The following is an 18,017-nucleotide window of genomic DNA, read 5'->3' on the forward strand; positions in this document are numbered from 1 at the left end:
AGTAAAATAAACTTATTAAACCTAAAAATTATATTACTAATTATTTGTTTTTAAAGGGTTTCATTACCGTAATTGCTGCAATTAATTCGGCTTCTGTCATTTCTTTTATATCTTCATCTGCATAAAACGCAGAGAGTTTATCTTCGCTGTATTTGTATAATTTCCAACGTTTAAACTGATATTCTAAAGCGGTAAAATTTTCTACCCAATCACCAGAATTTAGATAATGCGTTTTTCCTTTTTTGGTTTCTACAATTTCATTTTTTGGTTGATGAATATGACCACAAATTACATAGTTATACCCATTTTCTATAGCAAGATCTGTAGCAGTTTTTTCAAAATTACTAATATATTTAATAGCTGTTTTTACACTGTTTTTTATGCGTTTTGATAAAGAATAACGCTCTTTACCAAGGTTTACTAACATCCAATTTGTAAATCTATTTATCAAAATTAGTAGGTCGTAACCATAACCACCAAGTTTTGCTAACCATTTGGCATTTTGGATAGATGCATCAAAAACATCACCATGAAAAATCCACGCTTTTTTATCATCTAATTCTAAAACCAATTTATTAACAATAGAAATATTGCCAATTTCAGTGTCTGTAAATTTTCTAAGCATTTCGTCATGGTTTCCAGTAATGTAAGTAACCTTAGTGCCTTTTGCTGCAAAAGCGACTATTTTTTTTAGTACTTGCATATGTGATTTAGGGAAATACCGCTTGCTAAATTGCCAAACATCAATAATATCACCGTTTAAAATAAGATGTTTTGGTTCTATGCTGTTCAAATAGGTAAGTAGTTGCTTAGCATGACAACCGTAAGTGCCAAGATGCACATCAGAGATTACAACAATTTCTACTTTTCTTTTAATTTTCAACACTATACAATTTAGACGCTACAAATATTAGTATTGATTGTTAATTCAATATCAATAGACAATTATTTAAATATCAGTATATTGTTAAGTAATTATTACCAAATTAGAATAGGATTGGTATTTCGTGTTTTGTTTCAGCATTTATTATGATTACATTAGCGTAAAATAATTGTATTTATGGCAGGAAATAGCTTTGGTAATTTATTTAAACTTACCACTTTTGGAGAATCTCATGGTGAAGCAATAGGAGGAATTATAGATGGTTGTCCTCCAGGAATTAAGATTGATTTTCAAGCTGTTCAAGATGAAATGAATCGTCGTAAACCTGGTCAATCTGCGATTGTAACTCAACGTAAAGAACCAGATGAAGTTAAATTTTTATCAGGAATTTTTGAAGGTGTAACTACAGGAACACCAATTGGTTTTGTTATTGAAAACGCCAATCAAAAATCTAAAGACTATTCACACATAAAAGATGCCTATAGACCAAGTCACGCAGACTATGTTTACGATAAAAAATATGGTTTTCGTGATTATCGTGGTGGCGGACGTAGTAGTGCACGCGAAACTGCAAGTCGTGTAGTTGCTGGCGCAATCGCAAAGCAAATGCTTGATTCTATACAAATACATGCTTATACATCTTCTGTTGGCGATATTTTTCTTGAAAAACCGTACCAAGATTTAGATTTTTCTAAAGTAGAATCTAATATCGTACGTTGTCCTGATCAAGAATATGCTGATAAAATGATTGAAAAAATCAAGCAAATTAGAAAGGAAGGTGATACCATTGGCGGAACAATAACTTGTGTTTTAAAAAATGTGCCAATTGGTTTAGGAGAGCCTGTTTTTGATAAACTACATGCCGAATTAGGCAAAGCAATGCTATCTATTAATGCCGTAAAAGGTTTTGAATATGGTAGCGGATTTTGTGGCGCTAAAATGAAAGGTAGTGAACACAACGACCAATTTAATATTGATGGTAGCACAAAAACCAATCTTTCTGGCGGAATTCAAGGTGGAATAAGTAACGGAATGGACATTTATTTTAGAGTTGCTTTTAAACCAGTTGCAACCATTATGCAAAATCAAACCACTATAAACAAAGATGGAAACGAGGTCGAAATGCAAGGTAAAGGAAGACATGATCCTTGTGTTGTACCACGTGCTGTACCTATTGTAGAAGCTATGGCTGCATTGGTTTTAGCTGATTATTTTTTGATAAATAAAATTTATTAATTGTCATTTCTGCGTTGGCGGAAATCCCTTAAATAACTAACTAATTAAATCTTGTTTAAGCAAGAATGAAATACATTTTATGAAGAAACTAGCATTACACTGGAAGATTATTATAGGAATGGTATTAGGAATCGTTTTTGGTTTTATAATGAATTCCGTAGATGGCGGTAAACTGTTCACCTCAAATTGGATAGCGCCTTTTGGTAAAATATTTATAAATCTTTTAAAGTTAATTGCTGTTCCTTTAATCTTAGCGTCATTAATTAAAGGTGTATCTGATTTAAAAGACATTTCAAAAATTAAAAAAATGGGCTTACGTACCATTGGTATTTACATTGCTACAACTTTAGTTGCAATCGTTATTGGTTTAAGTATTGTAAATGTTGTTAAACCAGGAACTGGTATGCCTAAAGATACCATCGAAAAAATTAAAATGAAATATGAAAATGATGCTGGTGTAGTCGATAAATTAAATAAAGCCAATGCAACTAAAGATGCTGGTCCATTACAACCGTTAGTAGATATTTTCCCAAGTAATATATTTCAGTCTTTTGCAGATGCTTCAATGCTGCAAGTCATATTTTTTGCGCTTTTTGTTGGTATTTGCCTGTTGTTGATTGGAGAGAAAAAAGCCAAACCAATGGTAGATTTTTTCGACTCACTTAATGAAGTCATCATGAAAATGGTCGATTTGATTATGCTTTTTGCTCCTTATGCTGTATTTGCATTAATGGCAAACGTAATCATTGCATTTGATGATACAGAGATTCTTTTAAAACTTTTATACTATGCGTTATGCGTTGTTGGTGGTTTAATTTTAATGATTTGTTTTTATTTAGTATTAGTTAGCTTTTACACAAAAAAATCGCCTTTATGGTTTTTAAAACAGCTTAGTCCAGCACAATTATTAGCCTTTTCAACCTCAAGTAGTGCTGCAACATTACCCGTTACTATGGAACGTGTAGAAGAGCATCTTGGTGTAGATAAAGAAGTGTCTGGATTTGTATTACCTGTTGGTGCAACTGTAAATATGGATGGAACAAGTTTATATCAAGGTATTGCTGCTGTATTTATTATGCAAGTTATCTGGCCAGAAGGATTAACTTTTACCAATCAAATCGTTATTATTTTAACAGCTTTATTAGCCTCTATTGGTAGTGCTGCTGTACCAAGTGCTGGTATGGTAATGTTAGTAATAGTGTTAGAGTCTATTGGTTTTCCGGCAGAATTATTGCCTATCGGATTAGCATTAATATTTGCAGTAGATAGACCTTTAGATATGTGTCGTACTGTTGTTAATGTAACAGGTGATGCTACAGTATCTATGCTCGTTGCAAAGTCTTTAGATAAGTTGCACGATCCACATCCAAAAGAATGGGATGATAATTATGATAAAGTAAAATAAGCAGAGAACAAGTTTTATAAACTTTGTGAATCGCTTATCCTGAGCGAAGTCGAAGGATCTACTTAATTAATAGTACCTAATTTATTTATCATCAAATTATTTTTAACATTAATATTTTTTAATAATTTTAATCATCTAACCAACCAAAATATTAAACAATGAATGTTTGTTTCATTATGTATCCTTGGGATCAAATAGATCCAGAAAATGACACAAGTCTTGCACTTATTAAAGAATGTGCTAAACGTAATCATGGTGTTGCCATGTGTACACCAGCTAATTTAACTATAAGAGATAGTGTTACTAGCGCGTTTTGTACTGTAGTTGGTCGTATGGATAAAGTGCCGACGTCATTAAAATCTTTTTATAAAAAAGCAGAATTAAGGGAAGAAATGCTGCCGCTTGCTGGTTTTGATGCTATTTTCTTTAGAGCAAATCCGCCACTTGATCCAATTATGCTTAACTTTTTAGATTCGGTTAAAGATGATGTGTTTATCATCAATTCTTTAGAAGGTATGCGAGAAGCAAACAACAAGCTTTACACAGCAGCTTTTGGTGATGCGCATAGTAACATTATTCCTAATACGCACGTATCTAAAAATAAAAAATATTTAATTCAGCAGATTAAAAACAGTAAATCAGATAAGATGATTTTAAAACCATTAAACGGTTTTGGTGGATCTGGTGTGATTTTAATCGAAAAATCTGCAATGAGTAATATTAACTCTTTATTAGATTTTTATATCAGCGGAAAAGATGGTACATCCAACTACGTGATTTTACAAGATTATATTGAAGGTGCTGATCAAGGTGATGTTAGAATTTTAATGCTGAATGGTGAAGCTGTTGGCGCAATGAAACGTGTTCCTGGAAGCGATGATCACAGATCAAATGTATCTGCAGGTGGAAGCGTACAAAAACATACGCTAACTAAAGCCGAAAAAGCTTTATGTAAACAAATTGGTCCAAAACTGGTTAAAGATGGTTTATATTTTGTAGGAATAGACGTGATTGGCGGTAAATTAGTAGAAGTTAATGTGATGTCACCTGGCGGAATTACTTACATCAATAAAGTTTACAAAAACAAACGAAAAGTTGAAGAAAAAGTAATCGACTTTTTAGAAAGTAAGGTTTTAGATAATTTAGAAGCTTTTAACAGACGTTCTAGATTACGTAAAAGAGTAGACGAAGCATAATCTAAATAGCTATGGAAGGTTTTGATAATATAGTTTCTGTAGATTGGTTAAATAACCATTTAAATCATCCAAAAGTTGTAGTTTTAAATGCAACAATACCTAAAATTTCTGGCGATTTTAAAGCTGAAACGTACCAAATCCCAAACGCTCGTTTTTTTGATATAAAAAAAGCGTTTAGCGATGTTTCAGCAGAATTTCCAAATACAATTCCTTCTGAAATTCAATTTCAATCTGAAGCTCAAAAACTAGGTGTAAATCAAGATAGTTTCATTGTTGTTTATGATGAAATTGGCGTGTATTCTAGTCCGCGCGCTTGGTGGCTTTTCAAAACTTTTGGTCATAATAATGTAGCTGTTTTAGATGGTGGATTTCCTGAATGGAATTCAAATCAATTTTCAACTGAAATAAAATCAGAAAAGCATTATCCATTAGGAAATTTCACTGCTAAATACAATCCAAATAACGTGGTGTATTTTGAATCTTTAGACGCCATAAATAAAGACCCAAATTTCAAAATTATCGATGCACGATCTAACGATCGGTTTATGTGTCGCGTGCCAGAGCCAAGACAAGGTTTACGTTCTGGACAAATACCAAATTCGGTTAATTTACCGTATCAACAGGTGTTAAACGGACATAAATTTCAGCAAAAGGAACACATCGTTTCAACTTTTAAAAATTTAGCAGATAACAATCAGCATTTAGTATTTAGTTGTGGCTCTGGTATTACAGCTTCAATTTTAAGTTTAGCTGCAACGATTTCAGCATATAATAATAGTGTTTACGATGGTTCGTGGACAGAATACGGAACTTTAACAACAGGAGATATGAATAATCCAAAACAATGGGCTAAAGAAGAATTGTTAGCCTATATTTTAATTTTTATAGCGCATTCTGATTTAGAAGAAACTCGAAAAGAAAAAGAATATATCCTTTCTAGAGTAGATAAAACTATCTACAAACGTGTTGAAGAAAAATTTGAAGAAGACAATGATTATCAAAGTATTCAAAATATTATCGAAGCTGTAAAATCACACGATTATTACCGTAATGATTTAGCAGATTTGTTTGCAGATATAAAGTTAATGGCGTTTGCCGATGGTGATATGGATGTAATGGAGCAAACAGCTTACAACCAATTAAAAAAGATTTTACTGTAAAATGCAAAGGTTATGTATTTCTCAAATTATTTCAAAAATTGAAAATGAAGAGTGTTTTCATGCAGTTGCAGAAGACTATTCGTTCACTTTAAAAATAGACAGTTATGTGCATTACGTTTGTGGCGCAGTACATGACGGACATCAATTTAGAAAAGAACTTTGGGACAATTGCTTGCATACCGAATATGAGCGTTGGTACGAAGAAGATCCAGAAACTAAAAACATGGTTGCATCGCATCCAATAGTTATTGCAGGAATGGATTCGCGTTTTGAATACGATTTAAATCGTGCGCCAGATACTGCTATATATATAGACGCTTGGGGAAAACAATTATGGAAAAATCCATTACCAGAAGCTCAAAAAGAAAAATCGCTTCAAAAACACGCCAACTTTTATAAAGTGGTACACGCTTTAATTAATAAAATTGAAACCAAATTTGGTGTTTGCGTGGTTTACGATATGCATAGTTATAATTGGAAACGTTGGGATAGAGAAGTACCAACTTGGAATTTAGGTACTTCAAATATAGATAATAACCGTTTTGGAAATGATGTCGAAACTTGGCGTCAAAGCCTAAGCGAGCTAGAATTACCTAACGGAATTAAAAGCACATCAAAAGTTAACGATACCTTTCAGGGTAATGGATATTTCTTAAAATTTATTACTCAAAATTTTCAAAATACCTTAGTTTTGGCAACCGAAATTGCTAAAGTCTATTGTGATGAATATGAATACATTATGTATCCAGAAGTTGTTGCAGCAGTAGAAGAGCAGTTAAAAACTAGATTGGTAACGCATGCAAATGCCTTTTACCAAACCCACAAATAATTAAAAATGACACCTACTTTAGAAGAAAAATACCAAAACTTATTTGATATAGACTCAAATCTTAACCGATTAGTCAAAAAGATTGAATTACTTAATTACATCAATCCGTTAAATATTGAAAGCGAGAAAAAACAATTCTATTCTTCTAAATACAATTACGAGCCTCAATTTAAGTATCCAAAAATTAGGTTTAATGGCTACAAATTGCATCGTTTATTCTTTTCTCAACGTTTAGAACGTATAAAAGACGAAAGTATTCGTGAGCTCTATAAAGACATTATTTACGAATATTCTGGATTAATAGAATGTATTGAAACCATTGGTCAAGGACGAAAATTCTATTTTAATAGTTTAAAAAGTTTTGGGACACCAACCGAAAGAGATATTGAAAACGCAAAGTTTATCCTGCGTTTTGACGATAGCGATTTTGAAGAAGATTTATTACCACTTTACAACGTAGATGATGCTATTGCTTACTTTGAAGATTATCGTAAACGTTACGATTTTGATTTTACAATAAAAAAATCGACTAACATTTCTGCAGCAGCAATGGTGCAAAACAATACCAAAACATTGCTGTTACGTCGTAATCATAAGTTTAGTAAAAATCAATTAGCAGTGTTAGCTAATCACGAAATTGGTGTACACATGGTAACTACGTTTAACGGATTATCACAGCCTTTAAAAGTGTTTTCTAACGGTTTTCCTAATAATGTGGAAACCCAAGAAGGTTTAGCTGTGTATTCTGAATATATGTCTGGAAATTTAACCATTACCAGATTAAAAGAATTAGCGTATCGTGTGATAGCTTCAGATAGTTTAGCAAAAGGATATAATTTTTCAGATACGTTTGATTTACTTCACAATCAGTATAAATTAAATCGTGATAAAGCCTTTATCGTAACATTACGCGTACATCGTGGCGGCGGATTTACAAAAGATCATTTGTATTTAACCGGTTTAAAAAAGGTTTATGATTATGCTAAAGCAGGAGAAGATTTAAACGTATTATTGACTGGAAAAGTCACGTTAGAATATAAAGACGTTATATTAAAAATGCAGGAATTAGGCTTAGCTATTCCATCTATTCACTACACAGATGCCTATTTAACTAACGATAATAAAAATAAGAATTTCGATTTTATTTTAAATAGTTTAAAGTAGTAGTTAAATCTCAAAGCATTACACTGTCCATAGTAAACTAAGCTAAATAATAGGTTAGACATGCCTTTTATTTAGAACTTAACTCGTTCCTTACTAACAGAAGTAAGGGTTAAGCTAACTGTAATGCTTTGAGATCTTTATCAACCTCATAGCTAAGTTAATTTGAAAGTATAAACTGTAAAAAGTGTATTTAGTGAAGTATAATATTGGTTAAGTGAACTTATACTTTAGATGAGTATAACTTCTCGATACATTTTTCTCATACTTCGAAAAACACTCAAAGTGACGCTACTTATTTTAAATTAACGTCAGTTCGAGTGATGCGACGATGGAGCATTGTATCGAGAACAATATTACTCCAAAAACTTGCTCTTCAATTCTGGTGTTGGAATCATACAAGCTTCTTTTTTACCGTACCATTTATAGCGGTTTTTGGCAATAAAATCGTAAACCCAATGTCTAATAAAAGCAGGTACAATTAAAAAAATAGTAAGTAGAGCAGAAGGAAAGCCTAAATCTTTAGCAATGTATAACGCTGCTGTAGATTTCACTTTAAGTCCTTTGTCTTCAGAATATAATAAAATTGAATCTGTTTTTGCGGTATCAATATTGTATTTACTAATGATCTCTTGTCCAACCTTACCTTGTAAAGGAGCAAACATAAACTTATTCTTTTTGTCATGCTTTATTACAAATTGCACAGAGCTGTTGCAAAGATTACAAACACCATCAAAAAGGATTAATTTTTTATGTTTTGGTAACTGAATCAAATTAAATACTAATAATTGTTTACTGTTTTTTCACAGCTTCTACCAATTCTAACTGGTTTAAACTTACATTGGTTGTAAAAATACCGTAGTTAACAATAGCTTTTCCTTTGTCGTCAATGCTATCAATACTTCCAACAGCTTTACCGTCTTCCATACGTACGCGATCACCAACTTTTAAAACTGGTTTTGGTGGTGCAGGTTTTTCGGCTTCTTTTTTCTTCGCTTCTTTCTTTTTCTTACGAATCACTTCCACTTTTTTCTCTGCTTCTTGTTTTACTTGTTGTTGTTTTGCTTTTTCGGCTTTTGCTTGTTTGGCGGATTGTTTTTTACGTTTAGAATTTTCAATTTGGACAAGCTTAAATAACTCTGCCATTAATTCGCGTTTACGCTTATTGTTAAAGTAACCTTCGGCTAAATCATTTACTTTTTGACCTAAATAAATCAAACGCTGATTGCTATCATACAATTCTTGATAGCTTTCTAATTTTTTCTGAATTTTAGCATTAATTTCCTCTAACTTATCAGCTTCAGATTGCTTTTTCTTTTCGTTTTTCTTTAAGTTTTCCCCTGTTTTTTCAAGCTTTGCACGTTCTTTTTGAAGTTTAGCAATGGTTGCATCAAAACGTACTTTACTGCGTTCTATCTTCTTTTTAGCGCGATTAATTAAACTATACGGAATTCCGTTTTTTTGCGCAACTTCAAAAGTAAAACTACTTCCTGCTTGCCCTAATGCCAGTTTGTACATTGGCTCTAACGTACGCTCGTTAAACATCATGTTGGCGTTAATCATTTCTTCTTTTTCATTAGCTAACAATTTTAAATTAGCATAATGCGTTGTGATGATTCCAAATGCTTTACGGGCATAAAATTCTTCTAAAAACGTTTCGGCTAACGCGCCACCAAGTTCTGGATCCGATCCTGTACCAAATTCATCTATTAAAAACAGTGTGTTCTTATTAATTTTCTTCAAGAAATAATTCATCTGTTTTAAACGATAACTGTAAGTACTTAAATGATTTTCAATAGATTGATTATCACCAATATCGCTAACAATACGGTCAAATAAACAAACTTTACTACGCTCGTGCACCGGAATTAATAATCCAGATTGCAACATGACCTGCAATAAACCAACGGTTTTTAAGGTAATACTTTTTCCACCAGCATTTGGTCCAGAAATAACTATAATGCGGCTATCTTCTTTTAGCTGGATAGTTTGCGGATGCGTTGTTTCCTTTTTTTCTAAATTGTTTAAATAAAGTAGTGGATGAAAGGCATCACGCAAGTACAGCTCACGATTTTCTGAGATTTCTGGTAAAATCGCATTCATCGATTTGGCATATTTTGCTTTTGCCGAAATCACATCTATTTTAGTTAAAAACGATTGGTATAATTCTAAAAGTGGTAAATAAAACCTAATGTAATTGGTTACATCTTTTAGTATACGTACAACTTCTTCGCTCTCTTCGTATTGTAAGTTGTTAAGTTCTCTTGTATGTTGTAAGGTAGTTTCTGGCTCAATATAAACAATGCTTCCGGTTTTACTTCCACCCATAATGGCGCCTTTAACCTTACGTCTGTACATGGCTTTTACTGCCAAAACACGCTTATTATCGACTACAGATTCTCTAATATCATCCAGATATTCTAAATTATGATAATGGTTTAAAGCGCTGGTAAAACTAGAGTTTATTTTACCTTTTAACTTGTTTATTTGTTGACGTAATTGGTATAAGGTTGGTGACGCATCGTCTTTAACCTCGTTAAATCGGTTAATTACACTGTCTATTTTGTCTATGATGTCTGTAGTGACCTCAATTTTATTGCTAAACTGCTGTAATTTTGGATAATAGGTTTCAAACTTTTTAAAAAATTTGATTAAATCGTTACTTGTTAACGAAATAGACACCAGTTTTTTAAGACTATGTGGCTCTAAAAAGGTGTTTTCTATTTTTAGAAGTTTTAACTCTTTAGTAATAGCGTCAAAACCGTGATTTGGTATACGGTTATCGTTATAAAAAGACGAAATATACTCGTTAGTTAATTGTAACGAAAACAGTAAGGTTTCTTTGTCTTTGTATGGCGAAATAGAAAGCGCAGCTTCATTACCTAAAGCAGTGATACAATACTCACTAACTTGGTTTAAAACGGTTGCAAACTCTAAATCTTGTAATGTTTTTTGATGAATGTTTATCATGTCTATCCTGTCTGCTTTTGCAGAACTTTCAACGCTAGGTTAATTCTTTTATAGCGTTGCAAAGGTAAGGAATTGTTAACTAATTTTATTTCTAACTTTTTTACAAGTTTAGAATCTAAAAAGTTGATAAACCTATGTACTATATATAACAAGAGACCGTCATAACCAACAAAGTAAAGACTACTAAAATGATAAAAAGCGGCATGATAAATTTTAGCCATTTATCAAATCCTATTTTTACCACAGCTAAAGAGGCTAAAATCAAGCCTGTTGGGTTAATCATATAAAATAATCCCATACCGTATTGGTAGGCATTCACTACAATTTCTCTTCCAACACCAACGCTATCGGCTAACGGAGACATAATTGGCATAGTCAACACAGCCATACCAGAGCTACTTGGAATAAAAAAGGATAATCCTGCGTAAATGGCGGTCATTGCACTTGCAAAAACACCTTTATTCATGCCTTCTGTTGCAGAACTAGCGTAATACAATAAAGTATCACTTATTAATCCATCTGCCATAATTACGGTAACGCCACGTGCAATACCAATAATTAGTGCAACGCCTAATAAATCGCTTGCGCCTCTAACAAAAGTGTCTATAAAGTCGGTTTCTTTAATTTTTGCAATAACACCTATAATAATTGCTCCAACAAAAAATGTGGTTGTCATTTCTATAAACCACCATTCTAAAAAGACAACGCCGTAAATCATAATTACAAAACACAACGCAAATACAAATAAAGATAGGCGTAACCTGCTATTAAAATTTACCGCTTTTTTATCATGTTTAAACAGTGCTGCTATTTGTTGTTGTTGGTCGTAAACTATCGATTTTGTAGGATCGTTTTGTACGCGTTTACCGTAGCGAATAATATAAATTAAGGCAATAGTTAAACAAGCCAATAGCATAAATAATCGTCCCCAAATTCCAGTTGTCCAACTTATACCAGCAGCATCACTTGCAATAATGGCACTAAACGGATTAACAGTGGAACACATAGTACCAATAGCACTACCCAAAAAGATACACGCAATACCAACAATAGCGTCGTAACGTGCTGCTAAAAACACAGGGATTAAAATAGGGAAGAAGGCTATGGTTTCTTCAGCAAAACCAAAGGTTGTTCCTCCTGTAGCAACTAATAAAGTAACTAAAATAATAAGTATAAATTCACGACCTTTTAACACTTTAGCTAGCCAACCAATACCAGCATCAAAAGCGCCAGTACTATTAATTATTCCAATTAGTCCACCAATAATTAGCACCAAAAAAATGATATCTGCTGCTTCAATAATTCCCTTTATTGGCGACTTTACAAAATCGAAAAACCCTTGTGGCTTGGCTTCTAATTGATGATAGGTTTTTGGGATATTTATAGGTTTATAAATATCGCCACTTGTAAATTTTTCTAACGGAATTTTTATGTTTAAATCCTCTAAAGTTTTTTGTGTTGCAGGTAAGGTTTCGGTTGTTGTAATACCTGTTCTGGTAAAGGTATTGTCTGTGCTGTTATAACCTAAAGTCTCGTATTTTCCTGCCGGAATTACCCAAGTTAATAAAGTGACTAATCCTGCGATGATTAGTAAAATGGTTTGTGCTGATGGGAATTTTAGTTTTTTCATAAGGCTGAAATCCTGTGAATTTTAAAAAATAAAGATAGTATTATTTTTATCTTTGAAAGCACTTCAATTATTAGAAGAATACCTTTTTATTTACAAACTTATGAACGTAGACATTAACCCAAGTTGGAAACCTTTTTTACAAGACGAATTTGATAAACCGTATTTTAAAAATTTAACCGAGTTTGTAAAAGAGGAATACGCTAAGCATCAATGTTTTCCTCCAGGAAACCTCATTTTTAATGCGTTTGAAAAATGTCCGTTAGATCAATTAAAAGTCGTGATTATTGGTCAAGATCCATATCACAATTACGATCAAGCCAACGGATTATGTTTTAGTGTTAATGATGGTATTGCGCATCCGCCATCTTTAATTAACATATTTAAAGAAATTGAAACCGATGTCAATACGCCATATCCAAAAAGTGGCAATTTAGAACGTTGGGCAGAGCAAGGTGTGTTTTTGTTAAATGCGACATTAACGGTTAGAGCGCACGAAGCTGGTAGTCATCAAAAACAAGGTTGGGAAACGTTTACAGATGCTGTTATTAAAATAATTAGTGAACAAAAAGAGAGTGTAGTTTTCTTACTTTGGGGCGGATTTGCAAAGAAAAAAGCAAAACTTATTGATGCTAAAAAACATCATATTTTAACATCAGGTCATCCGTCTCCTTTAAGTGCTAATCGTGGATATTGGTTTGGGAATAAGCATTTTAGTAAGACAAATGCTATTTTGAAAGATAATGGGTTTGAAGTGATTGATTGGTAATTGTTTTATCATTCATAGCATTCCTAATATTTTCGGAGTTGATAAATCTATTTCTACGTTCATTTTGTCTTGATACACTACTGAATTTAAAACATAGTTTTAATTGAAAGTATATAGCGAAGCGAAACCAAAAAATCAAGCCAAAATTAGGAAATTGCAAGCAACGTTCATTTTCGGAATTCCGTGCTTCATGCTATGCATGGCATCTACATTCCTTCATTCACTATTTCTTAATTTTGGCAAAGTGAAATTATTAATTTTTTGATAGTTAAATGAAACTCTGTAAAGAATATAAATTTTCACACTATTTTTTCAAAATACGTTTACCAATCAAAATCACTATAACTAACGGTAAAAAATAGACTATAAATTGAAATGTGAGTGTTGAAGATTTTTCAGTAGCACTTGCACCAGAACCAAAAACGAGAAAAGCTATTATAATTTCAATATAAACTATAAAAAGATAGAGTAGTGCTAAGCCAAATATTTTAAGAATTGTTTTCATGGTTTACAACTCAGCAACAAGGTCTTTGTAGTCCCATTTTTCTTCAATAACATTTAAATCAAATAATTGATCTTGTACTTTTTTAATAGTTGCTTTAGAGATGTTTTCTTGGCTCCATTCTGTAAGGCTTAACCATTCTTGTACATCTTCTAATTCTTGCTCATATCTATTAGCAATCATACGATCTATACTTGGGATATCTTTAAATTCTGAAGTAGTTGCGTTTATAATATCTAAAATTGTTTTTACATCTTCTAAATTATGTTCTAAAAACTCTTCACGAACAGCTATGACAAAGCAAGGCCAAGGTGAAGGACAGTTGCCAACACGTCTAAATGTACCATTATCTACTAAAGGTTTTGTGGTAAATTTTTCCCACATAAAATAATCAGCTTTACCTTCTGTAAGACCTTCAACTGCACCATCTAAGTTTTTTATGACTTCAAAATTTAAATCCTTTTCTAAATCCCAATTATGATGTTCGGCATTAACATATGCCATTAAATGCGATCCAGATCCATATCTACTTATTGCAGCTTTTGTTCCTTTTAAATCGTCTACAGTTTTATAAGTCGAATTATTAGCAACGTGAATGCCCCAAATTAAAGGCGATTGTACAAATACCTGAACTATTTTAGACTTGTTTCCTGCAATTATATCTTTGATAATTCCTTCTGTTAAAATAACAGCCATATCAATATCACCATCACGTAACCCTTTACACATTGCGCCTGTACCACCAAAATAATCTTTCCAACGTAGATTGATTCCTGCGTCTTTATATTCGCCATGTTTTAAGCCTAAATACCAAGCTAGATTAAAATGCTCTGGTACGCCACCAATGTTTATTTGTTTCATTGTGTAATATTTAATGTTTTTAGGGTCAACTGTAATACCTAATTTACAATCTTTAGTGCGATATGATTAAGTATTTAGGTGTTATTTTTTAAGTCGTTCAGTTTTCCGCGAAAGCGAAAAATATGACTACACGTTACGTGACACTTGTATTTAATTACTCTATAATTTTATTAAGCGTATATTCTATTAAATTCTCGACTACCTTTTTAGGATCTTTACTAAATGTACCATTGGCACGATTTGCTATAATGGCATTTAGTGACAATGCATTATGACCAAGAAGTTTTGATAAACCATAAATTACAGAAGTTTCCATTTCTAGATTAGTTACTCTGTAACCTTCGTAATTAAACGTATCCATTTTTGTGTTTAACTGCGCATCTTGAAGCGGTAATCTCAAAACACGACCTTGTGGACCATAAAATCCGCCAGCAGTAGCAGTCATTCCTTTATAAATCGTATCACTTTCAAATTTTTGTTCTAAAGTTTTACTGTTATTTATAATTATTGGACGTGACTTGTTGTTATCCCAATTGGTAAATTGAATAAATTGATCTTCAATGTTTGGGTTAGAAATAGCATCTATTTGATAAAAATGAAGCATTCCGTTTAAATCTAACGCATGCGAGCTCATTAAAAAAGAATCTACAGGAATATCTGCTTGTAACGATCCAGAAGTACCAACACGAACTATATTTAAAGCGGTTAATTGTGCTTTAGGTTCTCTGGTTTCTAGGTTGATGTTAACTAATGCATCTAATTCATTTAAAACAATATCTATGTTATCTGGACCAATTCCAGTAGATAAAACGGTTAAGCGTTTACCTTTATAAGTACCTGTTTGCGTTTTAAATTCTCTTTTTTGAGTTGAAAATTCTATCGTGTCAAAATGTTTAGTAATTTTTTCTACACGATCTTGATCACCAACAAAAATTATGGTGTCCGAAATATGTTCTGGTTTTAAATTTAGATGATATACACTACCATCTGGATTTAATATTAATTCTGATTCTTTTATTGCCATTTCTAAATGGTTTTTACAAGTTTACTTTCAGTTTTTAAATATTGAAAGTCTGTTTTTTTAGCGCCGCCAAATTGAAAATTGGATGCCATCTCTTTTAAAAAGTTTTTTTGATGTGCTAGTGCTAAAAACCCTTGTCTGCTTAGTATTAAGCCATCTTCTGTTTGATCGTAAAATGGCTGTAAATTATTAATTATTCGTTTAATTTGAATGTCTCCGTAACCATAATAACCTTGATAATGTAAACCATAACCTAATAAATGATGCTTATCTTTTATTTGATATTCTTTAATAATTTTAAGTAGGTTATATTCCATCATATTTAATCCACTTCTGGTATCAGGAAAACGTTTCATATGCGCTTTTAAACAATTGCTCATGTATAAAAAGTTTGAAGGTCTTACAATTAATTCTTTTAATTGGTTGTGATCTTCTTCGCAATAAATGCGCCATGCTTTTTGAGCAAAAGCAATATCGTCTACGTTAAGTAGCGTTTTGTTATTATAATGCGTTTTTATTTGCTGTTCTGTTAACTCTCCAAATCCTTTTAGTTGTTTTTCGCCTTTAATTTTACCACAATTTACTAAGTAAATTGGTAAGCTACATTTGTGTTGTTTTAACCAACTTATCGCAGCAATCATATTTATATGGCAAAATAAATCGAATTCGAACCAAAGTACAACATGATCGTAATTGTTTAGCTCGTTAATTTTATCAAGTTCAGTCTTAAAGACTTCGGTTTTGTAAGGAATGTTGTATGTAGACTCGATAAATTGTTTTCTAATGCTGAAAAAATTATCGTTATCTATTTGTTTTGTTGTAGGACCGACGCATAACATTTCATGCCAAGTCATTAGTAAACCATCAAAGTTTAACTTGGTTAAATAGTCGGTTAATACGCCGCCATTAGTTATATGAAATGCTTTATTAGTCATACTTATCCACCAACACGTTTTACATTAAAGCCTTTATCCTTCAATATTTGCATGATTTTGTCGCGGTAATCACCTTGGATTATAATTTTTTCGTCTTTAAAACTACCGCCAACACTTAGCGTTTGCTTGATTTCTTTTGCTAATTGCTTAAAATCTTCGGTTGCACCAGTATAACCTTCTAAAATGGTTATAGGTTTACCTTTACGTTTTTCGTATTTACAAATTATAGGATCGTCTTGTAGCCAAATATTGCTTTCGTCTGGTGTAGATTCGGTTTCTTCTGGTACATGATCTGGAAATAAGTTTTTAAGTTGATCTTGTAAATCCATGTTGTTTAGTTTACAGTATCAGTTTGCAGTCACAATAATTTAGAAGAAACAACTGTGACTGCGACTGAAAACTATTTTTTTAATCCTAATTCTCTTAAACGCTCGTCAAGGAATTCTCCAGCTGTAATATCTTCGAATTGTTTTGGGTTATTCTCATCGATACAACTATCTAATACATCTAATTTCATTTCACTAATTGGATGCATAAAAAATGGAATAGAGTAGCGTGATGTTCCCCATAATTCTCTTGGCGGATTTACAACACGATGTATTGTAGATTTTAATCTGTTGTTAGTATGTCTTGATAACATATCACCAACGTTAATCATTAACTCGTCTGGCTCGGCAATAGCATCAATCCAATCTCCGTTATGGTTTTGCACCTGTAAACCACGACCTTGTGCGCCCATTAATAAAGTGATTAAATTAATATCACCATGCGCTGCTGCACGAACTGCATTATCCGGTTCTTGAGTAATTGGTGGATAATGTATTGGTCTTAAAATAGAATTTCCGTTATGGATATAATTATCAAAATACGTTTCTTCTAAACCTAAATGAAGTGCTAAAGCACGTAACACATATTTTGCAGTTTTTTCTAAAGTTTGATATGCTTTTTTACCAACTTCGTTAAAACGAGGTATTTCTTTTACTTCTACGTTTTGAGGATATTCTTCGGCTCTTTTAGGATCGTCTTCTACATATTGACCAAAGTGCCAAAATTCTTTTAAATCACCTTCTTTTTTACCTTTTGCACTTTCTTTTCCAAAAGAGACATATCCACGTTGTCCACCAATTCCTGGTATTTCGTATTGTCTTTTAGTTTCTACAGGTAATTCAAAAAAGTTTTTAATTTCTGCATATAAATCGTCTACTAATTCGTCATCTAAAAAGTGTCCTTTTAACGCCACAAAGCCTATTTCTTCATAAGCTTTACCAATTTCGTTTACAAACTTCTGTTTTCTTTCTGGATCACCAGATGTAAAATCCTTAAGGTTAACACTAGGTATTTTATTCATAATGTAAAAATATTATAATCTTATTATTACAAATGTAACGAAAACCTTGCAAAAACAGTAGTTTATTTTATTCCTAATTATACTATATTTGGCAAAGCATATTTTAGCATATTT

The 18,017-nt window shown here is 32.2% G+C and carries 17 protein-coding genes; 7 read left to right on the forward strand and 10 right to left on the reverse strand.

What is annotated here, in order from left to right; all coding sequences use genetic code 11:
• Positions 1 to 40: 40 nt before the first annotated feature.
• Positions 41 to 883: a UDP-2,3-diacylglucosamine diphosphatase gene (locus IFB02_RS12365; protein ID WP_106688676.1), complete on the reverse strand. Its 843-nt coding sequence runs from the start codon at positions 881 to 883 to the stop codon at positions 41 to 43.
• Positions 884 to 1,060: 177 nt separating this feature from the next.
• Between IFB02_RS12365 and aroC the strand changes: the two genes are divergently transcribed.
• The 6 genes from aroC (at position 1,061) to IFB02_RS12395 (ending at position 7,873) form a co-directional block, all read left to right on the forward strand.
• Entirely contained in the window at positions 1,061 to 2,119 is a 1,059-nt protein-coding gene (gene aroC / locus IFB02_RS12370; RefSeq protein ID WP_106688677.1) for a chorismate synthase, read from the forward strand.
• A 79-nt stretch (positions 2,120 to 2,198) separates the two neighbouring features.
• Positions 2,199 to 3,524, forward strand: coding sequence for a dicarboxylate/amino acid:cation symporter (locus IFB02_RS12375; protein ID WP_106688678.1), 1,326 nt, complete (start codon positions 2,199 to 2,201; stop codon positions 3,522 to 3,524).
• Between the two features lie 158 nt (positions 3,525 to 3,682).
• Positions 3,683 to 4,720 carry a glutathione synthase gene (gene gshB / locus IFB02_RS12380; protein ID WP_106688679.1) on the forward strand — a complete coding sequence of 346 codons (1,038 nt, stop codon included), beginning with the start codon at positions 3,683 to 3,685 and terminating at the stop codon, positions 4,718 to 4,720.
• 11 nt (positions 4,721 to 4,731) lie between these two features.
• Positions 4,732 to 5,880 (forward strand): sulfurtransferase, encoded by a 1,149-nt coding sequence (locus IFB02_RS12385; protein ID WP_106688680.1) that lies wholly within the window; start codon positions 4,732 to 4,734, stop codon positions 5,878 to 5,880.
• A gap of 1 nt (position 5,881) precedes the next feature.
• The gene (locus IFB02_RS12390) at positions 5,882 to 6,709 is read left to right on the forward strand and encodes an N-formylglutamate amidohydrolase (RefSeq protein WP_106688681.1); all 828 of its coding nucleotides are present in this window, start codon (positions 5,882 to 5,884) and stop codon (positions 6,707 to 6,709) included.
• A gap of 6 nt (positions 6,710 to 6,715) precedes the next feature.
• Complete coding sequence (locus IFB02_RS12395) at positions 6,716 to 7,873, forward strand: flavohemoglobin expression-modulating QEGLA motif protein (RefSeq protein WP_106688682.1); 1,158 nt, start codon at positions 6,716 to 6,718, stop codon at positions 7,871 to 7,873.
• Between the two features lie 353 nt (positions 7,874 to 8,226).
• Here IFB02_RS12395 and IFB02_RS12400 read toward each other — a convergent pair whose 3' ends face one another.
• The 3 genes from IFB02_RS12400 to IFB02_RS12410 all read right to left on the reverse strand — a co-directional run bounded on the left by IFB02_RS12400 (position 8,227) and on the right by IFB02_RS12410 (position 12,470).
• Positions 8,227 to 8,643, reverse strand: coding sequence for a thiol-disulfide oxidoreductase DCC family protein (locus tag IFB02_RS12400; protein ID WP_106688683.1), 417 nt, complete (start codon positions 8,641 to 8,643; stop codon positions 8,227 to 8,229).
• 19 nt (positions 8,644 to 8,662) lie between these two features.
• Positions 8,663 to 10,840 (reverse strand): endonuclease MutS2, encoded by a 2,178-nt coding sequence (locus tag IFB02_RS12405; RefSeq protein ID WP_106688684.1) that lies wholly within the window; start codon positions 10,838 to 10,840, stop codon positions 8,663 to 8,665.
• A gap of 139 nt (positions 10,841 to 10,979) precedes the next feature.
• A complete protein-coding gene (locus IFB02_RS12410) occupies positions 10,980 to 12,470 on the reverse strand; it encodes a YfcC family protein (protein WP_106688685.1) in 1,491 nt (496 codons plus the stop codon).
• Between the two features lie 100 nt (positions 12,471 to 12,570).
• Between IFB02_RS12410 and IFB02_RS12415 the strand changes: the two genes are divergently transcribed.
• On the forward strand, positions 12,571 to 13,236 hold the full coding sequence (locus tag IFB02_RS12415) for a uracil-DNA glycosylase (RefSeq protein WP_191072817.1): 666 nt from the start codon (positions 12,571 to 12,573) through the stop codon (positions 13,234 to 13,236).
• Positions 13,237 to 13,540: 304 nt separating this feature from the next.
• Here the strand turns inward: IFB02_RS12415 and IFB02_RS12420 are convergent, their stop codons facing one another.
• The 6 genes from IFB02_RS12420 to IFB02_RS12445 all read right to left on the reverse strand — a co-directional run bounded on the left by IFB02_RS12420 (position 13,541) and on the right by IFB02_RS12445 (position 17,903).
• Positions 13,541 to 13,741, reverse strand: coding sequence for a hypothetical protein (locus IFB02_RS12420; protein ID WP_191072818.1), 201 nt, complete (start codon positions 13,739 to 13,741; stop codon positions 13,541 to 13,543).
• A gap of 3 nt (positions 13,742 to 13,744) precedes the next feature.
• Positions 13,745 to 14,599, reverse strand: coding sequence for a substrate-binding domain-containing protein (locus tag IFB02_RS12425; RefSeq protein ID WP_191072819.1), 855 nt, complete (start codon positions 14,597 to 14,599; stop codon positions 13,745 to 13,747).
• A gap of 154 nt (positions 14,600 to 14,753) precedes the next feature.
• Positions 14,754 to 15,623 carry a nucleoside phosphorylase gene (locus IFB02_RS12430; RefSeq protein ID WP_191072820.1) on the reverse strand — a complete coding sequence of 290 codons (870 nt, stop codon included), beginning with the start codon at positions 15,621 to 15,623 and terminating at the stop codon, positions 14,754 to 14,756.
• A 2-nt stretch (positions 15,624 to 15,625) separates the two neighbouring features.
• The gene (locus IFB02_RS12435) at positions 15,626 to 16,555 is read right to left on the reverse strand and encodes a DUF1835 domain-containing protein (RefSeq protein WP_191072821.1); all 930 of its coding nucleotides are present in this window, start codon (positions 16,553 to 16,555) and stop codon (positions 15,626 to 15,628) included.
• A 2-nt stretch (positions 16,556 to 16,557) separates the two neighbouring features.
• Entirely contained in the window at positions 16,558 to 16,884 is a 327-nt protein-coding gene (locus IFB02_RS12440) for a translation initiation factor (RefSeq protein ID WP_106688690.1), read from the reverse strand.
• 71 nt (positions 16,885 to 16,955) lie between these two features.
• Positions 16,956 to 17,903, reverse strand: coding sequence for an isopenicillin N synthase family dioxygenase (locus IFB02_RS12445; RefSeq protein ID WP_191072822.1), 948 nt, complete (start codon positions 17,901 to 17,903; stop codon positions 16,956 to 16,958).
• Positions 17,904 to 18,017 lie beyond the last annotated feature (114 nt).

It is taken from the genome of Mesoflavibacter profundi, assembly GCF_014764305.1.
Lineage (GTDB): Bacteria > Bacteroidota > Bacteroidia > Flavobacteriales > Flavobacteriaceae > Mesoflavibacter > Mesoflavibacter profundi.